This window comes from Clostridium fungisolvens (genome assembly GCF_014193895.1).
In the GTDB taxonomy this organism is placed as follows: Bacteria; Bacillota; Clostridia; order Clostridiales; family Clostridiaceae; genus Clostridium_AR; species Clostridium_AR fungisolvens.
In genome coordinates, this window is record NZ_BLZR01000001.1 from 4436832 (window position 1) to 4457306 (window position 20475).

The window sequence follows — 20475 nt, forward strand, 5'->3', positions numbered from 1 at the left end:
CCTCCTTTCAGACTATTGTTGGAATGCCTTCAATTCTTCTTCTCTTATTATTGTTTTAATTTGAGCTATTGATTTCTTAACTTCTCTTATTCTCATTGGATTTTCCAATTGGCCAGTTGCTAATTGGAATCTTAAATTGAATAATTCAGCTTTAAGGTCGTTTAATTTAACCTTTAAATCTTGAGGATTGCTTGATCTTAATTCTTTTAATTCTGTAGCTTTCATTATTCTTCACCACCCATTTCCTCAAAATCTCTTCTTGTAACGAACTTAGTCTTTACAGGAAGTTTGTGTGATGCAAGTCTCATAGCTTCTCTAGCTACTTCTTCTTGAACTCCTGATAATTCGAATAATACTCTACCTGGTTTAACAACTGCTACCCAGTATTCAGGTGAACCTTTACCAGATCCCATTCTTGTTTCAGCAGGTTTTTCAGTTACTGGCTTATCAGGGAATATCTTTATCCAAAGCTTACCGCCTCTTCTAATGTATCTGTTTATAGCTATTCTCGCTGACTCTATTTGATTGCTTGTTATCCATCCACAAGTTGTAGCTTGAATTCCGTAGTCTCCGTACGCAAGGAAATTACCTCTTGTAGCTTTACCTGTCATTCTACCACGTTGTACCTTACGATGCTTTACTCTTTTAGGCATTAACATGATGTTATTCCTCCTTTCTTACTATGCGTTTACTTGTTCTTTCTCTACTTTTTTAGTTGGAAGAACTTCTCCATTGTAAACCCAAACTTTTACTCCAATTTTACCGTAAGTAGTATCTGCTTCAGCAAATCCATAATCTATATCTGCTCTTAAAGTTTGTAGTGGAATTGTTCCTTCATGATAAAATTCAGCTCTTGCAATTTCAGCTCCGCCAAGTCTTCCTGAACAAGCAGTTTTAACACCCTTAACTCCAGTCTTCATAGCTCTTTGTATTGTTTGCTTCATTGCTCTTCTGAATGATATTCTCTTTTCTAATTGTGAAGCTATGTTTTCAGCCATTAATTGAGCATCAGCTTCAGCACTTTTAACTTCCACTATGTTAATTAGAACGTTCTTTTCTTTGATGAACTTTTCTAATTTAACTTTTAGACTTTCAATACCAGCTCCGCCTCTACCGATGATAACACCAGGTTTAGCAGTGTGTATATTTAATTTAACTCTCTTTGCAGCTCTTTCTATTTCTATCTTAGAAATACCTGCTGAGTATAATTCTTTCTTCACGAATGTTCTTATTTGATGATCTTCAACTAAGTTGTCTGCGAAGTTCTTCTTATCAGCATACCATTTAGCATTCCAATCTTTAATAACGCCAACTCTTAATCCATGAGGATGCACTTTTTGACCCATCTGTTTCCCTCCTTCTATTAAGCTCTTTCTTTAACAACTAGTGTTATATGACTTGTTCTCTTGTTTATTCTGAATGCTCTACCTTGAGCGTGAGGTCTGAATCTCTTTAATGTTGGTCCTTGACCTACATGTGCTTGTGCTACAAATAATCTGCTAACATCTAAACTATGATTGTTTTCAGCGTTAGCAACAGCTGACTTAAGTACTTTGTTTATTACTTCAGCAGCATCTTTTGGAGTGTATTGTAATATAGCAAAAGCTTCATTAACATTTTTTCCTCTTATTAAATCAAGAACAACTCCTACTTTTAAAGGAGACATTCTTACATACTTAGCTATAGCTTTAGCTTCCATTCTAAGTTCCTCCTTTCCAGGCTATTACTTTCTCTTTGAAGTCTTTTCTGTATCAACATGACCTTTGAAAGTTCTTGTCAATGCAAATTCACCTAATTTATGTCCAACCATATCTTCTGATACATAAACTGGAACGTGCTTTCTTCCATCATGTACAGCAATTGTATGACCAATCATTTGTGGGAATATAGTTGAGCTTCTTGACCAAGTCTTTACAACTTTCTTGTCACCAGCTTGATTCATTTCTTCTATTTTCTTCATAAGACCAGCATGCACGAAAGGTCCCTTTTTAGTTGATCTACTCACTAGAATATCCTCCCTTCACTTTCCGAATAAGTTAGTAAGCTATGAAGAGAATTAAACACTCTCTTCATACTACTTGTTGTTTCTTCTCTTAATGATGAATCTATCTGAGTATTTTTTATGCTTTCTTGTCTTGTATCCAAGAGCTGGTTTACCCCATGGTGTTAATGGTGATGGTCTACCTACTGGTGACTTACCTTCACCACCTCCGTGTGGATGGTCTACTGGGTTCATTACAGATCCTCTTACAGTTGGTCTCCAACCCATGTGTCTCTTTCTACCAGCTTTACCTATCTTGATGATTTCATGTGTTAAGTTTGATACAGTTCCTATAGTAGCTCTGCATTCAATTCTAACATATCTCATTTCACCTGAAGGTAATCTTAAAGTAGCATATCCGCCTTCTTTAGCCATTAGCTGAGCAGCTGTACCAGCTGATCTAACCATTTGGCCACCCTTACCAGCTTGTAATTCTACATTGTGTACAAATGTACCAACTGGAATGTTCTTTAAAGGAAGAGCGTTTCCTGGTTTTATATCTGATTCTGGTCCTGATACTATTACATCTCCAACTTTTAATCCAACTGGAGCAAGTATGTATCTCTTCTCACCATCAGCATATACAACAAGTGCTATATAAGCAGATCTGTTTGGATCGTATTCTATAGTAGCAACCTTTGCTGTAATTCCATCTTTGTTTCTCTTAAAATCGATAATTCTGTATTTTCTCTTAGCTCCACCACCGTGGTGTCTAACAGTTATTTTACCCTGTGCATTTCTACCACCAGTACTACTTAATGATACAAGAAGTGATTTCTCAGGTATATCAGTAGTAATTTCTTCGAAAGTAGACATAGTCATATTTCTTCTTGATGGAGTGGTAGGGTTAAACTTCTTAACTGCCATTTAAATTCCCTCCTTCTTACGCTTATCTGGCCTTACGACCAATAACTGCTTTTATTATTATTGCATTCCTTCAAAGAATTCAATATTCTTGCTATCAGCTGTTAATTTAACTACAGCTTTCTTGAAGTCAGCTCTCTTTCCGATGTGAACGCCAACTCTCTTTGTTTTTCCTTCAACTCTCATAGTTTTAACATCTTCAACTGTTACGCCGAAAACTTCTTCTACAGCTTTCTTTATTTGAACTTTGTTTGCTGATTTATGAACTATGAAGGTGTATTTTTTTTCTGCCATTATTGCCATACTCTTTTCAGTTATAACTGGCTTTCTTATTATATCATGGCTATTTAAATTCATTATGCGTACACCTCCTCAATCTTAGCTACTGCATCTTTAGTGATCACTAGCTTATCATATTTTAATAAATCATAAACATTAATATTATTTACTGGAACTACTGCAACTCCAGGAATATTTCTTGCTGATTTATATACATTTTCATTTGATTCAGCAGTTACTATTAATGTCTTCTTTGCTTCTAAAGCATTTAAAAGACTAATAACTTGCTTTGTCTTTGGAGTTTCGAAATCTAAACCTTCAAGAACTAATAAGCTGTTATCAACTACTTTGCTGCTTAATGCAGATTTCATAGCAACTCTTCTCATAGTCTTTGGTATAGATACTCTATAACTTCTTGGCTTTGGTGCAAATACAATACCACCGTGTGCCCATTGTGGTGATCTAGTTGAACCTTGTCTTGCTCTACCAGTTCCTTTTTGTCTCCATGGCTTTATTCCACCACCTGAAACTTCAGCTCTTGTTTTAGCTGATTGAGTTCCTTGTCTTTTATTAGCAAGCAATGCTACAACTACTTGATGCATTGCATGTTCATTTATTTCAACTCCGAACACATTTTCATTTAATTGGAAATCTCCAACTTTTTGTCCTTCTTTATTAAATAATCCTACTACAGGCATCATTATTCCTCCTTTCTAAAGAAAATTAACCCTTAACTGAGTTTCTTATAACTACAGTTCCCTTATTAGGACCTGGGATACCACCCTTTATTAGTATAAGATTCTTTTCAGGCATTACTTTTACAACTTCTAAATTAAGAACAGTTGTATTTTCAGCGCCCATATGTCCAGGCATTTTCTTATTCTTAAATGTTCTTGATGGATCTGAAGAAGCTCCCATTGAACCAACAGATCTGTGGAACTTAGAACCGTGAGTCATTGGTCCTCTGTGTCCATTCCATCTCTTTATTGTTCCTTGGAATCCCTTACCTTTTGATATACCAGAAACATCGATTTTTTCTCCAACTTGGAATAAGTCAGCTTTTATTTCTTGACCTACTTCATAAGCTGATACATCTTCAAGTCTGAACTCTTTAAGACGTCTCTTTAATGCAACACCAGCTTTTGCAAAGTGTCCTTTCATTGGTTTGTTAACCAACTTTTCTCTTACATCACCGAATCCAACTTGAATTGCTTCATAACCATCTTTTTCAACAGTCTTCTTTTGAACAACTACACATGGACCAGCTTCAACAACAGTTACTGGAACAACCTTACCATTTTGATCAAATATTTGAGTCATCCCAATCTTTTTTCCTAATATTGCTTTTTTCATGTGGTTACACCTCCTAAACTTATTAGCGGATTACTATCAAGCAATCATAATAGTTCAAAATCATAAAAACTTATAATCTAAAATTAAAGCTTTATTTCGATATCTACACCTGCTGGAAGATTTAATCTCATTAACGCATCAACAGTTTTTGGTGATGGATTAACTATATCGATTAATCTCTTGTGAGTTCTGATTTCGAACTGCTCTCTTGAATCCTTATATTTGTGAACTGCTCTAAGAACTGTTATAACATCTTTTTCTGTAGGTAGTGGAACTGGTCCTGCAACCTTTGCTCCAGTAGCCTTAGCAGTTTCAACAATTTTTTCAGCAGATTGATCTAATATTGTGTGATCAAACGCTTTTAATCTGATTCTTATTTTTTGTTTTGACATTTGCTTTCCCTCCTTTTCATGTACGCATTACTTCTTACGCACAACAGCGGAACTTCTGTAAACTGCACCGGGTGTTTCGTGTTTTTAGAAATAGTAATACAGATTCCCTGTCGTCGGATTCTAGATCCAGACATACTCATCAAGAATTACCGGGAAGTCCCGCAACCTCTTGATTCATCACTGTTTGCTTTGCAACTTCTTTATTATACTATGAACAAATTTGATTTTCAAGCTTTTTTTATCTTTTTACTTCATCTTTGCTAAATAATCTATTTATTATACTTTCTTAGAAATTTGTCTGCAAATTCTGTTAAATTACTACACATTTTCTTATTTTGCTTATTATTTATTTTTCTATTCATTTTAAGTATGTACAAAATCAAAATCACTAAACATTTTTACGTATCTTTCTTATAAATATATCCGAAAAAAATTCAGCATCACATAAATTCTTCTTTTTACTCTAGCCTTGAACTGATCACTTTTATGTCACACTAAAACTAATTATACACATACCTCAGTTCATTATAATTTTTAAAGAAAAAAGTAGCAAGTAAAGACGTCTCTTTACTTGCTACTTAAGGCCTTTTTGAACTTATGAATTAATATTGCGCTTATTAATTCATGTTTAAGTATATACTCGAACCATTCCTTTACTCCAAATAATAATCATAGTTTGCGCAAACTACTTTTACTATTTAGATTCAGGCATATTTCCCGAAAGTTCAACCGGTACTAAAGAATTTATATAAATTATAATTTAATACTAATTAAATGTGTAAGAATATTAGCCGATGATGCTAGTAACAACACCTGAACCTACAGTTCTTCCACCTTCTCTTATAGCGAATCTTAATCCTTCATCCATCGCTACTTGAGTGATTAATTCAACGTTCATGTCGATGTGGTCTCCTGGCATAACCATTTCCATTCCTTCTGGTAACTTGATTGATCCTGTTACGTCAGTTGTTCTGAAATAGAATTGTGGTCTGTATCCATCGAAGAATGGTGTATGTCTTCCGCCTTCTTCTTTCTTAAGTACGTATACTTGACCTACGAACTTGTTGTGTGGGTTTACTGATCCAGTTTTTGCTAATACTTGACCTCTTTCGATGTCTGTTCTTTGAACACCTCTTAAAAGAGCTCCTATATTATCTCCTGCTTGTGCTTCATCTAGTAACTTTCTGAACATTTCTATTCCTGTTACTACTGTCTTTCTTCTTTCTTCTGATAAACCGATTATTTCTACTTCTTCACCTACATGTAGTATTCCCTTTTCAACTCTTCCTGTTGCAACTGTTCCTCTACCTGTGATTGTGAATACATCTTCTATTGGCATTAAGAATGGCTTATCTGTTGCTCTTTCTGGTGTTGGGATATAGCTATCTACTGCATCCATTAACTCACCTATGCAAGCTGTTGCTTCTGGGTCAGTTGGGTTTTCTAATGCTTTTAATGCTGATCCCTTTATTACTGGAATGTCGTCTCCTGGGAAGTTGTATTCGCTTAATAGTTCTCTAACTTCCATTTCAACTAATTCTAATAATTCTTCGTCGTCAACCATATCTGCTTTATTTAAGAATACTACTATATAGTCAACACCAACTCTTGATGCTAGTAGTATATGTTCTCTTGTTTGTGGCATTGGGCCATCTGCTGCTGATACAACTAATATAGCTCCATCCATTTGTGCTGCTCCTGTTATCATGTTCTTAACATAGTCAGCATGTCCTGGACAGTCAACGTGAGCATAGTGTCTGTTTTCTGTTTGGTACTCAACGTGTGCTGTATTGATTGTGATTCCTCTTTCTTTTTCTTCTGGTGCCTTATCTATTTCGTCATACTTAAATGCTTCTGCAAATCCCTTGTTTGCTAATACTGATGTGATTGCAGCTGTTAATGTTGTCTTACCGTGGTCTACGTGTCCTATTGTTCCGATATTTACGTGTGGCTTATTTCTTTCAAATTTAGACTTTGCCATTTTTGAATTCCTCCTTAAAATAACTTTTATATAATTAAGCTATCTATTAAGCTTTTTTACCTGCTATTTGTTCTTGAATGCTCTTTGGTACTTCTTCATAATGATCGAATACCATTGTATAAGTTCCTCTACCTTGAGTTCTTGATCTTAGAGTTGTAGCATAACCAAACATCTCTGAAAGTGGAACGAATGCTCTGATAACTTGAGCTCCATTTAAAGCTTCCATTCCTTCGATTCTTCCTCTTCTTGAGTTAAGGTCACCCATAACATCTCCCATGTACTCTTCAGGCATAGTAACTTCAACTTTCATTGAAGGTTCAAGTAATACTGGGTTTGCTTTAGCCATAGCATTCTTAAATGCCATAGATCCAGCGATCTTAAATGCCATTTCAGATGAGTCAACTTCATGGTATGATCCATGAACTACTTTTACCTTGAAGTTTATAACTGGGTATCCAGCTATAATACCATTCTTAGATGCTTCTTGAATACCGTTGTCGATAGCTGGAATATATTCTCTTGGAATAGCTCCTCCAACAACACCGTTTTCAAACTTGTATTCTCCTTCAGTTGGTTCCATTTCAATAACGCAGTGACCGTATTGTCCTTTACCACCTGATTGCTTAGCATACTTAGCTTCTGCTTTAACTGCAGCTCTAATTGTTTCTTTGTAAGCAACTTGAGGAGCACCTACATTACATTCAACTTTGAATTCTCTTGTAAGTCTATCAACTATAATTTCAAGGTGTAATTCACCCATACCAGCTATAATTGTTTGACCTGTTTCTTGGTTTGTGTAAGTTTTGAATGATGGATCTTCTTCTGCTAATTTAGCAAGAGCTAAGCCCATCTTTTCTTGACCAGCTTTTGTTTTTGGTTCTATAGCAACATTTATAACTGGTTCTGGGAATTCCATAGACTCAAGAACTATTGGTCTATCTTCATCACATAAAGTATCACCAGTTGTAGTGTTCTTTAAACCTATAACTGCTCCTAATTCACCTGCTTCTAATTCTTCAACTTCTTCTCTAGAATTAGCATGCATCTTAACAAGTCTACCAATTCTTTCTTTCTTATTCTTAGTTGAGTTAAGTACATATGTACCACTCTTCATAACACCAGAATAAATTCTTGTAAATGCTAACTTACCAACGAATGGGTCAGTAGCTATCTTAAATGCTAGTGCTGACATAGGAACATCATCTGATGCTTCTCTTGTATCAGCTTCGCCTTCTAAGCTTGTTCCTTGAACTGGAGGTATATCTAATGGTGATGGTAAGTAATCAACAACTCCATCAATCATTAATTGAACACCCTTATTTTTGTATGAAGAACCACATATACATGGTACTATTTGATTAGCTATAGTAGCTTTTCTTAAAGCTGCCTTTAACTCTTCTGCAGTTATTTCTTCACCTTCAAGGTATTTCATCATTAACTCTTCATCAGTTTCAGCTATAGCTTCAACCATTGCAGCTCTATATTCTTCTGCTTGATCTGCTAATTCTGCTGGTATATCTTCTTCTCTTACATCTTTTCCAAGATCGTCGTAGTATACTTCAGCCTTATTCTTTAAAAGATCTATTATTCCTTTAAAGTTTTCTTCTGATCCAACTGGTATTTGTATTGGAACAGCATTAGCTTTTAATCTATCTCTAACTGTATTAATACATCTGAAGAAATCTGCTCCAGTTGCATCCATCTTGTTTACATAAATCATTCTTGGAACTCCATACTTGTCTGCCTGTCTCCATACAGTTTCAGTTTGAGGTTCAACACCTGATTTTGCATCTAATACAGTTACGGCACCGTCAAGTACTCTAAGAGATCTTTCAACCTCTATTGTAAAATCTACGTGTCCTGGTGTATCTATTATATTTAATTCATGATCTTTCCATACACATGTTGTAGCAGCAGAAGTAATAGTTATACCTCTTTCTTGTTCTTGAACCATCCAGTCCATAGTAGCTGCACCTTCATGAACTTCACCTATTTTATGACTTTTTCCAGTATAAAATAATATACGCTCAGTAGTCGTTGTTTTACCAGCATCTATATGAGCCATTATTCCAAAGTTACGGAATTTTTCTAACGAAAATTTTCTAGCCATGAAACATTTCCTCCTCTCGATTTATGTTATAAATTCGACAAAACTGCTTTGGCACAAGCCAAAACAGTTTTATGATTAGTATCTGTAATGAGCGAATGCTTTATTAGCCTCAGCCATTCTATGCATATCTTCTCTCTTCTTAACAGCTGCTCCAGTATTATTAGCCGCGTCTAAAAGCTCGTTAGCTAATCTTTCTCTCATGTACTTTTCGCCTCTGTTATTTGAAGCTGCAAGTAACCATCTAAGTGCTAGAGTCTGTCTTCTTTCAGGTCTAACTTCTATCGGAACTTGGTAGTTTGCTCCACCTATTCTTCTAGCCTTTACTTCAAGTAATGGCATGATGTTGTTCATAGCTGTTTCGAAAACTTCAATAGCTTCCTTGCCTGTTCTTTGAGCCATGATTTCAAATGCATCGTAGCATATTTTTTGTGCTACTCCTTTTTTACCATCTTCCATAACACTGTTTATTAGCTTAGTAACAACCTTTGAGTTGTAAACTGGATCTGCTAATACATCTCTCTTTGCAATATGTCCTTTTCTTGGCACTTTTCTTCCCTCCTTAACAATTTAGTTTTAAGTTCATCGGTACTCGGTAAATTAATACCGTAAAGCGCTCTGACTTCTGCTATCTAAATAAATCTATATAAATCTATGTAAATACTGAAGACATAGCACTGTCAGCAAAAATTATTTTTGCTTTGGTCTCTTAGCACCATATTTTGATCTTGACTGCATTCTGTTAGCTACTCCAGCAGAGTCTAATGCTCCTCTTACTATGTGGTATCTAACACCAGGAAGATCCTTAACTCTTCCACCTCTTATAAGAACAACGCTGTGCTCTTGTAAGTTGTGCCCAACACCTGGGATGTAAGCTGTAACTTCATATCCATTAGTTAATCTAACTCTTGCAATTTTTCTAAGCGCTGAGTTAGGCTTCTTTGGAGTAGTAGTTTTAACTACAGTACAAACTCCTCTCTTTTGAGGACATTCCTTTAGTGCTGGTGCAGTTGATTTGGTTGCTAGTGTCTTTCTGCCTTTTCTTACTAATTGGCTTATAGTTGGCATTCATTTCACCTCCTGAAAGTTTTTGAACTATCTATATAAATATTAGGTGTTCGCTAAGTTACTTTAAGTTACTCTAGCATAAGTGTAGCAGCAGAACCTACTTCTATACCACACATACGACCAAGTTCCTTCATTGTATTAACATACTTTACATCAACACCATGTTCTTTAGCCAAATCCACTATTGGATTAACTAGCTTTTGTTCAGCATCTTTAGCTATATAAAGCGTTTTTCCTTCTCCATTTTTCATGGATTTGATACATTGCTTAGTGCCTATGACCTTTTTACCTAAAAGTCTGTCTATCATGAAAATTACCTCCCTAATAAACAGTAACATAGAGGTAAAGCATCAGACTTTACCTCAATGCTATCATTAAAACAAGTTAATCTTGTAGAATTATGCTAAATCACACAAATTGTATTGTATCATCTATCAATTTTACTGTCAATATAATTAATTACTACTCTTCCAGAGCATTTGCAGTCTCTTTTTCAGCTAAACTGCTTTCTGTGCTCAATTTTACTGACCTGTACCTCATCATACCGGTACCAGCAGGAATAAGTTTACCAATTATTACATTTTCCTTTAATCCAAGTAATGGATCAATCTTACCCTTTATCGCAGCATCAGTTAAAACTCTAGTAGTTTCTTGGAATGATGCAGCAGATAAGAAGCTGTCTGTTGCAAGAGCTGCTTTTGTAATACCAAGAAGAACTTTCTCACCTTGAGCTAATTCTCCTCCAAAAGCTTGAACTCTTTCATTTTCACCATCAAAATCAAACATATCTATTAATGTACCTGGAAGAAGTTCAGTATCTCCAGATTCAGTAATTTTAACTTTTCTTGTCATCTGTCTAACAACTACTTCTAGATGCTTATCATTGATATCAACACCTTGTAGTCTATAAACCTTTTGAACTTCATTTAGAAGATATTGTCTAGCTCCATCCACACCTTTAATTGCCATAACATCATGTGGGTTTACTGAACCTTCTGTAACTTCATCACCGGCTTCTACTACGCTTCCATCTGAAACTTTAAGTCTTGATCCGAATGGTATATCGTAGCTATATTCTTCACCTTCATTTGAAGTTATTATAACAGTTCTCTTCTTCTTTGTTTCTTCTACTCTTGCTGTACCTGATATTTCACTTACTATTGCTAATCCCTTTGGCTTTCTTGCTTCGAACAATTCTTCAACTCTAGGAAGACCTTGAGTTATATCTGCTCCAACAACTCCACCAGTATGGAATGTTCTCATTGTAAGCTGTGTACCAGGCTCACCTATTGATTGAGCTGCTACTATACCTACAGCTTCACCAATGTTGATCTTTTGTGCAGTTGCCATGTTCATACCATAACATCTAGCGCAAACTCCAACCTTAGCTTTACATGTAAATACAGATCTAATCTTTATTTTATTAACTCCAGCTGCAACAATCTTATCTGCCATATCATTTTCTATATAAGTTTGTGCAGGAACTATAAGTTCTTTAGTTGCTGGATTAATTATATCTTCTGCTATATATCTTCCGACAATTCTTTCTTTAATGGTTTCAATTATTTCATTACCATCTTTTATCTCACTTACATATAAACCTTCTTCAGTGCCACAGTCCTCATGTCTTACTATAACATCTTGGCTTACGTCAACAAGTCTTCTTGTTAGGTATCCTGAGTCAGCAGTCTTAAGAGCTGTATCGGCATTACCTTTTCTAGCACCGTGAGTGGATATAAAGTATTCTGATACGTCTAGACCTTCTCTAAAGGAAGCTCTGATTGGTAATTCTATAATTTTACCTGATGGACTTGCCATAAGACCTCTCATACCAGCAAGCTGCTTAATCTGAGATTTAGATCCTCTGGCTCCTGAGTCCGCCATCATGAATATTGGATTAAATTTATCCAAACTATCCATAAGTGCATTCGCAACTTCTTCAGTTGTCTTAGTCCATTTTTCTATAACTCTTTCATATCTTTCTTCTTCAGATATGAATCCTCTTCTATACATCTTTTCTATCTTTTCAATAGTTTCATCTGTTTCTCTTAATAGTTCATACTTAGCATCTGGTACTATCATATCTGATGCTGCTACTGTTACAGCACCTATTGTTGAATAGTGATATCCTTGTGCCTTTATCTTATCAAGCATAACAGATGTCTTTGTTGGACCATGAACCATATAACAAGCATCTATAATTTTTCCTAATGATTTCTTTGTTATCAGGAAATCAACCTCTAGGTTAAATTCATCAGCTGGGTTAGTTCTATCAACAAATCCTAAATCTTGAGGTATAGATTCGTTAAATATTATTTTACCAATAGTAGTATAAATACTACCGGATTTTTTAACTCCATCCACAACCTTAGTCATTCTTACAAATATCTTTGCATGAATCTCTATTTCTTTAACTTGGTAAGCCATTAAAGCTTCTTCAACTGATGCAAAATGTCTACCTTCTCCTAGAGCTCCATCCTTATCCATTGTTAGATAGTATGATCCTAGAACCATATCCTGTGTAGGTACAGATACTGGTTTACCATCTGATGGCTTAAGTATGTTTCCAGCAGCAAGCATTAAGAATCTTGCTTCAGCTTGAGCTTCCACTGATAACGGAACATGGACAGCCATTTGGTCTCCATCAAAGTCCGCATTATATGCTGTACATACAAGTGGGTGAAGCTTTATAGCTCTACCTTCTACAAGTACAGGTTGGAAAGCTTGAATTCCAAGTCTATGAAGAGTAGGAGCACGGTTAAGTAACACAGGATGATCAGCAATTACATCTTCAAGTACATCCCATACTTGAGGCATTACTCTTTCTACCATTCTCTTTGCACTCTTTATATTGTGAGCTACTCCATCTTGAACTAGCTTCTTCATTACAAAAGGCTTAAATAATTCTAGAGCCATTTCCTTAGGAAGTCCGCATTGGTACATCTTAAGTTCAGGTCCTACAACTATAACAGATCTTCCTGAGTAGTCAACTCTCTTACCAAGTAGATTTTGTCTAAATCTACCTTGCTTACCTTTAAGCATATCTGATAGAGATTTTAGAGGTCTGTTTCCAGGACCAGTTACTGGTCTTCCTCTTCTACCGTTATCTATTAAAGCATCAACAGCTTCTTGAAGCATTCTCTTTTCATTTCTAACGATTATGTCAGGAGCTCCAAGATCTAACAACTTCTTAAGTCTGTTATTTCTGTTTATAACTCTTCTGTAAAGATCATTTAAGTCAGATGTTGCAAATCTTCCTCCATCTAGTTGAACCATTGGTCTTAAATCTGGAGGTATAACTGGAATTACATCAACAATCATCCATTCAGGATAATTTCCTGATTTTCTGAATGATTCTATAACTTCAAGTCTTCTTATAACTCTAACTCTTTTTTGTCCAGTGCTTGTTTTTAATTCTTCTTTTAGCTCAACTGATGATCTTTCCAAATCAATCTCAGCTAATAAATCCTTAACTGCTTCAGCACCCATTCCAGCAACAAAGCTTTCTTCACCGTATTTATCTACAGCTTCTCTATATTCTTTTTCATTTAAAAGCTGTTTCTTTAATAAAGGTGTTTCCTTTGGATCTATAACTATATAAGATGCAAAGTATAAAACTTTTTCTAATGCTCTTGGGGACATATCAAGTATTAATCCCATTCTAGATGGAATTCCTTTAAAGTACCAAATGTGAGATACTGGGGCAGCCAGTTCTATATGCCCCATTCTCTCTCTTCTAACCTTAGCTTTGGTAACTTCAACACCACATCTATCACAAACAATACCTTTATATCTAACTCTCTTATACTTACCACAATGACATTCCCAGTCTTTTTGTGGTCCAAATATTCTTTCACAGAACAAACCATCTCTTTCTGGCTTTAGTGTTCTGTAATTTATAGTTTCAGGTTTTTTTACTTCACCTCTAGACCATTCTCTTATCTGTTCTGGAGATGCCAATCCTATTTGTAAAGCGTCAAAATTATTTAACTCAAACAAGGGTATATCCTCCCTTCACTTTTAGTGTTCATCATTGAAATCATCAAGTTCTAAGTCTGTATTGAATTCGTCAAAATCTAAACTATCGTAATCTATATCTTCTTCAGTTTCTTCTCCGCTAGTATAACTATCGTCGACATCTGGAGTTTGTGGTACTAAATCTTCAGTACCTTCTATATTTACTTCTAATTCTTCTATATCTTCATCTACAAGTTCTTTAAGTTTAACTTCTTCTTTATCATCATTTAAGACTCTAACATCTAAACATAAAGCTTGTAGTTCTTTGATTAGAACCTTGAATGATTCTGGTACACCTGGTTCAGGAATATTTTCACCTTTAACGATTGACTCGTAAGTCTTAACTCTACCTACAACGTCATCTGACTTAACTGTTAAGATTTCCTGAAGTGTATGAGCAGCACCATAAGCTTCTAATGCCCAAACTTCCATTTCACCAAATCTTTGGCCTCCGAATTGAGCTTTACCACCTAGTGGCTGTTGTGTAACCAAAGAGTATGGACCTGTAGATCTAGCATGTATCTTATCATCAACTAAGTGAGCAAGTTTTAATATATACATTATTCCAACAGTAACTTCATTATCAAACTCATCTCCGGTTCTACCATCTCTAAGTTTTGTCTTTCCATTTCTGTTGTATCCTGCTTGTTCTAAACAATCTTCTATATCAGTTTCAGTAGCACCATCAAATACAGGAGTTGATATATGCCAACCTAATCTAGAAGCAGCCCATCCTAAATGAACTTCTAATACCTGACCTATATTCATACGAGAAGGAACTCCTAGTGGGTTCAAGCAGATCTGAAGTGGTCTTCCATCTGGTAAGAATGGCATATCTTCTTCAGGTAATACTCTAGAGATAACCCCCTTATTACCATGTCTACCAGCCATCTTGTCACCAACAGATATCTTTCTCTTTTGAGCGATATAACATCTTACAAGTTCATTTACTCCTGGAGGTAATTCATCTCCATTTTCTCTTGTAAAGACTTTAACGTCTACTATTATACCAGCTTCTCCATGAGGAACTCTTAAAGAAGTATCTCTAACTTCTCTTGCTTTTTCACCGAATATAGCTCTAAGTAATCTTTCTTCAGCAGTAAGTTCAGTTTCACCCTTAGGCGTAACTTTACCAACAAGAATATCGCCTGATCTAACTTCAGCACCAATTCTTATTATTCCTCTGTCATCAAGATCTTTTAAAGCATCTTCTCCTACGTTTGGTATATCTCTAGTTATTTCTTCAGGTCCTAGCTTAGTATCTCTAGCTTCACACTCATATTCTTCTATATGAATCGAAGTAAACACATCTTCTCTTACTAGTTCTTCAGAAATAAGCATAGCATCTTCATAGTTATATCCTTCCCAAGTTATGAAACCAATTCTTATATTTTTTCCTAGAGCTATTTCTCCAAGGTCTGTTGAAGGTCCATCTGCTAATACTTGATTCTTAGCTATCTTCTCTCCCTTTGAGATTATAGGTCTTTGATTTATACAAGTACCTTGGTTACTTCTCTTAAACTTAAGAAGTCTATAAGTATCTATTCCACCATCAGAATCTCTCTTGATTCTAATTTCATTTGCACTTACGTATATAGCTTCACCAGCGTTTCTAGCCTTAGGAAGAACTCCTGAGTCTACTGCCGCTTTAAATTCAATCCCCGTACCAACTACAGGAGCTGCAGGTTTTAAAAGTGGAACCGCCTGACGTTGCATGTTTGATCCCATAAGTGCTCTTGAAGCATCATCATTTTCTAAGAATGGTATCATTGCAGTAGCAACTGAAACTATCTGTCTTGCAGAAACATCTACTAAATCAACTTCTTCTCTAGGGACAACTAAAACTTCTCCCTTTTCTCTTACTGTTACTCTCTTATCAACAAAGTTACCTTCTGCATCTATTGGTTCCTTTGCTTGAGCAACTAGATATTGATCTTCTTCATCTGCTGTGAAATATCTTATTTCGTCTGTAGCTTTTCCTGTTTCCTTGTCTACAACTCTATAAGGAGTTTCTATAAATCCGTACTCATTAACTCTTGCAAATGTAGCAAGTGAGTTTATAAGACCTATATTTGGTCCTTCTGGAGTTTCTATAGGACACATTCTACCGTAATGAGAATGATGAACGTCTCTTACTTCAAATCCTGCTCTTTCTCTTGAAAGACCTCCTGGTCCAAGAGCTGAAAGTCTTCTCTTATGAGTTAACTCAGAAAGAGGATTTGTCTGATCCATGAATTGTGAAAGCTGTGAACTACCAAAGAACTCTTTAATAGCCGCTGCTACAGGTCTTATATTTATTAATCCACCTGGAGTTAAGCCTTCTTGATCTTGTATAGTCATTCTTTCTTTTACTACTCTTTCCATTCTTGAAAGACCAATTCTAAATTGGTTTTGTAGTAATTCACCAACAGATCTAAGTCTTCTATTTCCTAAGTGGTCTATGTCATCAACATATCCTACACCCCAAGCTAAGCCAAGTTCATAGCTTATTGTAGCAAATATATCATCTCTTACAATATGCTTAGGTATAAGTTTATTTATGTTTTTCTTTATAGCTGTCTTTATAGACTCTTCATCTGAGTAGTTATCTTTAATTTCTTTTAAAGTTGGGTAATGAACTAATTCTCTAATATTCAAATCATCAGTGTTAAAGTTGAATTGTTTATGTATGTTAACAAAGTGATTACCTATTACTCTAATTACTTTATCATCAACAATAATATCAACTGAATTGATTCCTGAATCTTGAATTTCTTCTGCCTTAGCTCTTGATATCTTTTCACCCTTTGAAACTAAAACTTCACCAGTTTCAGGATTAACAATATCAGTAGCTGCAATTTGATTTGCAACTCTTAAGTTAATTGCTAATTTTTTGTTAAACTTGTATCTACCTACTCTTGATAAATCATATCTCTTTGCATCAAAGAACAATGAATCTATAAGTGACACTGCACTATCAACAGTTGGTGGTTCGCCTGGTCTTAGTCTCTTATATATTTCTAGTAAAGCTTCTTCTTTTGTCTTAGTATTATCTTTTTCAATACTAGCTTTAAATCTTTCGTCTTCGCCAAAGTATTCAACAAGTTCTTGATCACTTCCAAAACCCATAGCTCTTGCTAAAATCGTTATTGGTAATTTTCTTGTCTTATCTATTCTTACATAGATAACATCGTTTGAATCTGTTTCATACTCTAACCAAGCACCTCTGTTTGGTATAACTGTTGAAGAATAAAGTTTTTTACCACTTTTATCAACAGCAAAATTATAGTATACGCCTGGTGATCTTACCAATTGTGAAACTATAACTCTTTCTGCACCATTAATAACAAATGTACCTTGTTCAGTCATCAGTGGGAAATCACCCATGAAAACTTCTTGTTCCTTTATTTCACCAGTTTCTTTATTCTGGAGCCTTACTGCCACCTTTAATGGAGCAGCAAATGTTGCATCTCTTTCTTTACACTCTTCTACAGAGTACTTGATATTATCCCTATCAAGCTTGTAACCTACAAATTCAAGTACAAGATTCCCAGTAAAGTTTCCTATTGGATTTATGTCATCAAATACCTCTTGAAGACCTTCATCTAAAAACCACTGGTATGAATCTAATTGTACCTCAATTAGGTTCGGCATTTCTGCAACATCGTTTACCTTTCCAAAGCTCATTCTAGTTCTTTTTCCATTTTGGACAGGATGTACCATCAACTTTCACCCCTTGTATAAACTAAAATAACCAATAAACATAAAAATGCTATTGGAGTTAATACACTGCATCTAATTATTTTGCCTAAATTTTATAATTTAATTCATAACTTTCCAATTTACATGTAAAAAGTTATATTTCAATGCAATTAAATATACTACCATAACATTGAATAGTTGTCAATTAAATTTATAAAAATATATTATAATGTATTTATGATAACTTTGCAAACAAAATTTACTAATATGGTTTTGTGAATAGAAACTAATTTATTCCCCTATTATAAATTCCTGCTTTTATTAAATTATGAAACTTGACATATAAATACATGTTAATATTTCCATCAAAACTAATCAAATTAAATTTTAGTTAACAAATATAAAAAGAAACCTAGAGTTTTACCCTAGGCTTGCCTAATTAGATATTACTATTTTTTCACTATAAATGCTATACCTTTTTGTCCCGTTACTACAGCTCTGTTAGATGATAAAATCACTTCTTCTTCTTCACTTAAATTAGTAAATATTATAGGAGTAATCGTAGATTTAGTGTTTGCTTTTATATAATCTAAATCTATTTTTAGAAGCGTGTCTCCTTTTTTAACCTTTTGCCCTGGTTCTACTACCAACTCAAATCCTTGCCCCCTTAAATGCACCGTATCTATACCTATATGAATTAAAAGCTCTCTTCCGTTGGTTGCAATCATCGTTAATGCATGTTTAGCTGGGAATATTGATTCTACAACACCATCTACCGGTGAAACTAATACTCCGTCAGTTGGATTTATAGCAAATCCATCACCCATCATTTTTGATGCAAATACGTCATCTGGTACTTCACTTAGATCTAAAAGTTTTCCCGCCATAGGAGCCGCTATACTATCATTACTTGAAACTTCTTTATATTCCACTGGCTTATTAACAACCACCTGTCGCTTAGGTAAAGTCTTAGTTACAGTTCTACCAGCCATTATATCACTTATCTGTGATTTTATTATATCTGACATTGGTCCAAATATAGCCTGAATGTTTTCACCAACCCTCATAACTCCTGCTGCACCTAATTGCTTTAATCTATTACTATCAACCTTATGTATATCATTTACTGTAACCCTCAATCTTGTTATACAAGCATCAATACTCTTAATATTTTCTTTGTTGCCTAATGCAGCAATTATTCCTGCAGCTAGATCATCGTTACCTCCAGCAACCGCAACATTTTCATCTTCAATTTCTCTTCCTGGAGTCTTCAAATCAAATTTTCTTATTACAAATCTGAATCCAAAGTAGTAGATTACTGAGAGTACTAATCCAACCGGTATTACTAACCACCATTGTGTTCTATTAGGTATAACACCAAACAATATGTAATCTATTACTCCACCTGAGAATGTCATGCCTATCTTTACGTTTAATATATTCATTATCATAAATGATAATCCTGCAAATATACAGTGTATACCAAATAATACTGGTGCAACGAACAAAAATGAGAATTCTAACGGCTCTGTTATACCTGTTAGGAATGAAGTTAATGCAGCAGAAAGCATTATGCTTCCAATTACCGCTCTCTTTTCAGGCCTAGCTTCATGATATATTGCTAATGCAGCTGCTGGCAGCCCAAACATCATAAATACAAACTTACCAGTCATAAAAGTACCTGCAGTGAAAGGAACCCCATCCTTTAACTGAGCCATGAATATATTCTGATCACCCATTACTAACTGTCCAGCTTTATTGGTATATTCACCAAACTGATACCAGAACGGATTATAAAATATGTGATGTAAGCCAAATGGTATTAATGCTCTTTCAATTACTCCAAATACAAATGCTGCCAACGTTTTGTTTGTGTCGATCATTCCACTTGAAAACGCAAATAAACCATGTTGTATAGGAGGCCATATTAAAGTCATAAGAAGTCCTATTACTACTGCAATTGCTGCAGTTACTATCGGTACAAATCTTTTTCCTGCAAAGAAACCTAAATACGATGGCAATTCAATCCTATAATATCTTTTATATAATACAGATGCTACTATGCCTATAATTATTCCACCAAAAACTCCTGTTTGAAGTGTTGGTACACCTAATACATTTGCATACATCGGATCCTTTAGCATGTCTGCGTTGACACCAAGGAAGGTTCCCATCGTTGTATTCATTATAAGAAAACCCACTATTGCAGCTAATCCCGCAACACCTTCACCATCACTTAATCCAACAGCAACACCAACCGCGAATAAAAGTGCAAGGTTGCCGAAAACTACACTACCTGAATTCTCCATTACAGAGGCTAAAAGCTGGAACCAATGCGCATTTAATGCTGGAACCTTGTCTAAGAATGAAGGATTTCTAAACATATTACCAAAAGCAAGTAATATACCTGCTGCTGGGAGAAGTGCTACAGGAAGCATAAGCGCTTTACCTACAGGCTGTAAAACCCCAAAAATCTTTTTCATTTTTTCTCCTTTTATATTTGTTATATTTGCATCACTTGTCTATACTATTTTTCAATATATTTTCTTAATTAAAAAGCCGTATCTATGGCAACATGAAGAGAAATAATCTATATAATAAAAGACCCAAATCTATTGCAAACCGATCTCTAAAACGATGTAAATCGAATTAGATCTTGCAATAAACTTGGATCTGCTTGCATACTCAGTAA

At 35.0% G+C, this 20475-nt stretch carries 18 protein-coding genes; all 18 read right to left on the bottom strand.

From position 1 onward, the window contains the following. Positions 1-12: 12 nt before the first annotated feature. Positions 13-225: a 50S ribosomal protein L29 gene (gene rpmC, locus bsdtw1_RS19640; RefSeq protein WP_183279204.1), complete on the bottom strand. Its 213-nt coding sequence runs from the start codon at positions 223-225 to the stop codon at positions 13-15. Then, positions 225-659, bottom strand: coding sequence for a 50S ribosomal protein L16 (rplP, locus tag bsdtw1_RS19645; RefSeq protein ID WP_183279205.1), 435 nt, complete (start codon positions 657-659; stop codon positions 225-227). Before rplP ends, rpmC begins: the two co-directional genes overlap by 1 nt. A gap of 21 nt (positions 660-680) precedes the next feature. After that, the gene (gene rpsC, locus bsdtw1_RS19650) at positions 681-1346 is read right to left on the bottom strand and encodes a 30S ribosomal protein S3 (protein ID WP_183279206.1); all 666 of its coding nucleotides are present in this window, start codon (positions 1344-1346) and stop codon (positions 681-683) included. Positions 1347-1363: 17 nt separating this feature from the next. Then, the gene (gene rplV / locus bsdtw1_RS19655; protein WP_183279207.1) at positions 1364-1699 is read right to left on the bottom strand and encodes a 50S ribosomal protein L22; all 336 of its coding nucleotides are present in this window, start codon (positions 1697-1699) and stop codon (positions 1364-1366) included. Between the two features lie 24 nt (positions 1700-1723). After that, a complete protein-coding gene (rpsS, locus tag bsdtw1_RS19660; protein ID WP_128211276.1) occupies positions 1724-2005 on the bottom strand; it encodes a 30S ribosomal protein S19 in 282 nt (93 codons plus the stop codon). Positions 2006-2074: 69 nt separating this feature from the next. Beyond that, positions 2075-2908: a 50S ribosomal protein L2 gene (gene rplB / locus bsdtw1_RS19665; RefSeq protein WP_183279208.1), complete on the bottom strand. Its 834-nt coding sequence runs from the start codon at positions 2906-2908 to the stop codon at positions 2075-2077. Positions 2909-2965: 57 nt separating this feature from the next. After that, positions 2966-3262 carry a 50S ribosomal protein L23 gene (gene rplW, locus bsdtw1_RS19670; RefSeq protein ID WP_183279209.1) on the bottom strand — a complete coding sequence of 99 codons (297 nt, stop codon included), beginning with the start codon at positions 3260-3262 and terminating at the stop codon, positions 2966-2968. Further along, entirely contained in the window at positions 3262-3882 is a 621-nt protein-coding gene (gene rplD / locus bsdtw1_RS19675; protein WP_128215906.1) for a 50S ribosomal protein L4, read from the bottom strand. Before rplD ends, rplW begins: the two co-directional genes overlap by 1 nt. A gap of 25 nt (positions 3883-3907) precedes the next feature. Continuing rightward, the gene (rplC, locus tag bsdtw1_RS19680; RefSeq protein WP_183279210.1) at positions 3908-4537 is read right to left on the bottom strand and encodes a 50S ribosomal protein L3; all 630 of its coding nucleotides are present in this window, start codon (positions 4535-4537) and stop codon (positions 3908-3910) included. Positions 4538-4620: 83 nt separating this feature from the next. Then, positions 4621-4929 (bottom strand): 30S ribosomal protein S10, encoded by a 309-nt coding sequence (rpsJ, locus tag bsdtw1_RS19685; protein ID WP_183279211.1) that lies wholly within the window; start codon positions 4927-4929, stop codon positions 4621-4623. A 787-nt stretch (positions 4930-5716) separates the two neighbouring features. Continuing rightward, a complete protein-coding gene (gene tuf, locus bsdtw1_RS19690; protein ID WP_183279212.1) occupies positions 5717-6910 on the bottom strand; it encodes an elongation factor Tu in 1194 nt (397 codons plus the stop codon). Positions 6911-6956: 46 nt separating this feature from the next. Continuing rightward, the gene (fusA, locus tag bsdtw1_RS19695; protein ID WP_183279213.1) at positions 6957-9020 is read right to left on the bottom strand and encodes an elongation factor G; all 2064 of its coding nucleotides are present in this window, start codon (positions 9018-9020) and stop codon (positions 6957-6959) included. 75 nt (positions 9021-9095) lie between these two features. Next, on the bottom strand, positions 9096-9566 hold the full coding sequence (gene rpsG / locus bsdtw1_RS19700) for a 30S ribosomal protein S7 (RefSeq protein WP_183279214.1): 471 nt from the start codon (positions 9564-9566) through the stop codon (positions 9096-9098). Between the two features lie 141 nt (positions 9567-9707). Then, complete coding sequence (rpsL, locus tag bsdtw1_RS19705; RefSeq protein ID WP_183279215.1) at positions 9708-10085, bottom strand: 30S ribosomal protein S12; 378 nt, start codon at positions 10083-10085, stop codon at positions 9708-9710. Between the two features lie 68 nt (positions 10086-10153). Further along, positions 10154-10393, bottom strand: a complete 240-nt coding sequence (locus tag bsdtw1_RS19710) for a ribosomal L7Ae/L30e/S12e/Gadd45 family protein (protein WP_183279216.1) — start codon at positions 10391-10393, stop codon at positions 10154-10156. 154 nt (positions 10394-10547) lie between these two features. Continuing rightward, positions 10548-14084 (bottom strand): DNA-directed RNA polymerase subunit beta', encoded by a 3537-nt coding sequence (rpoC, locus tag bsdtw1_RS19715; protein ID WP_183279217.1) that lies wholly within the window; start codon positions 14082-14084, stop codon positions 10548-10550. Between the two features lie 21 nt (positions 14085-14105). Beyond that, positions 14106-17804: a DNA-directed RNA polymerase subunit beta gene (rpoB, locus tag bsdtw1_RS19720; protein WP_183279218.1), complete on the bottom strand. Its 3699-nt coding sequence runs from the start codon at positions 17802-17804 to the stop codon at positions 14106-14108. A gap of 428 nt (positions 17805-18232) precedes the next feature. Next, positions 18233-20266, bottom strand: a complete 2034-nt coding sequence (gene ptsG, locus bsdtw1_RS19725; protein WP_183279219.1) for a glucose-specific PTS transporter subunit IIBC — start codon at positions 20264-20266, stop codon at positions 18233-18235. Positions 20267-20475 lie beyond the last annotated feature (209 nt).

Bases quoted from the DNA above. Each gene is read 5' to 3' on its own strand.
- rpsL (WP_183279215.1), bottom strand. From the start codon at position 10,085: ATGCCAACTATAAGCCAATTAGTAAGAAAAGGCAGAAAGACACTAGCA.
- rplD (WP_128215906.1), bottom strand. From the start codon at position 3,882: ATGCCTGTAGTAGGATTATTTAATAAAGAAGGACAAAAAGTTGGAGAT.
- rpmC (WP_183279204.1), bottom strand. From the start codon at position 225: ATGAAAGCTACAGAATTAAAAGAATTAAGATCAAGCAATCCTCAAGAT.
- rplP (WP_183279205.1), bottom strand. From the start codon at position 659: ATGTTAATGCCTAAAAGAGTAAAGCATCGTAAGGTACAACGTGGTAGA.
- rplB (WP_183279208.1), bottom strand. From the start codon at position 2,908: ATGGCAGTTAAGAAGTTTAACCCTACCACTCCATCAAGAAGAAATATG.
- fusA (WP_183279213.1), bottom strand. From the start codon at position 9,020: ATGGCTAGAAAATTTTCGTTAGAAAAATTCCGTAACTTTGGAATAATG.
- ptsG (WP_183279219.1), bottom strand. From the start codon at position 20,266: ATGAAAAAGATTTTTGGGGTTTTACAGCCTGTAGGTAAAGCGCTTATG.
- rplV (WP_183279207.1), bottom strand. From the start codon at position 1,699: ATGGAAGCTAAAGCTATAGCTAAGTATGTAAGAATGTCTCCTTTAAAA.
- rplW (WP_183279209.1), bottom strand. From the start codon at position 3,262: ATGAATTTAAATAGCCATGATATAATAAGAAAGCCAGTTATAACTGAA.
- rpsC (WP_183279206.1), bottom strand. From the start codon at position 1,346: ATGGGTCAAAAAGTGCATCCTCATGGATTAAGAGTTGGCGTTATTAAA.
- rpoB (WP_183279218.1), bottom strand. From the start codon at position 17,804: ATGGTACATCCTGTCCAAAATGGAAAAAGAACTAGAATGAGCTTTGGA.
- rplC (WP_183279210.1), bottom strand. From the start codon at position 4,537: ATGAAAAAAGCAATATTAGGAAAAAAGATTGGGATGACTCAAATATTT.
- bsdtw1_RS19710 (WP_183279216.1), bottom strand. From the start codon at position 10,393: ATGATAGACAGACTTTTAGGTAAAAAGGTCATAGGCACTAAGCAATGT.
- rpsJ (WP_183279211.1), bottom strand. From the start codon at position 4,929: ATGTCAAAACAAAAAATAAGAATCAGATTAAAAGCGTTTGATCACACA.
- tuf (WP_183279212.1), bottom strand. From the start codon at position 6,910: ATGGCAAAGTCTAAATTTGAAAGAAATAAGCCACACGTAAATATCGGA.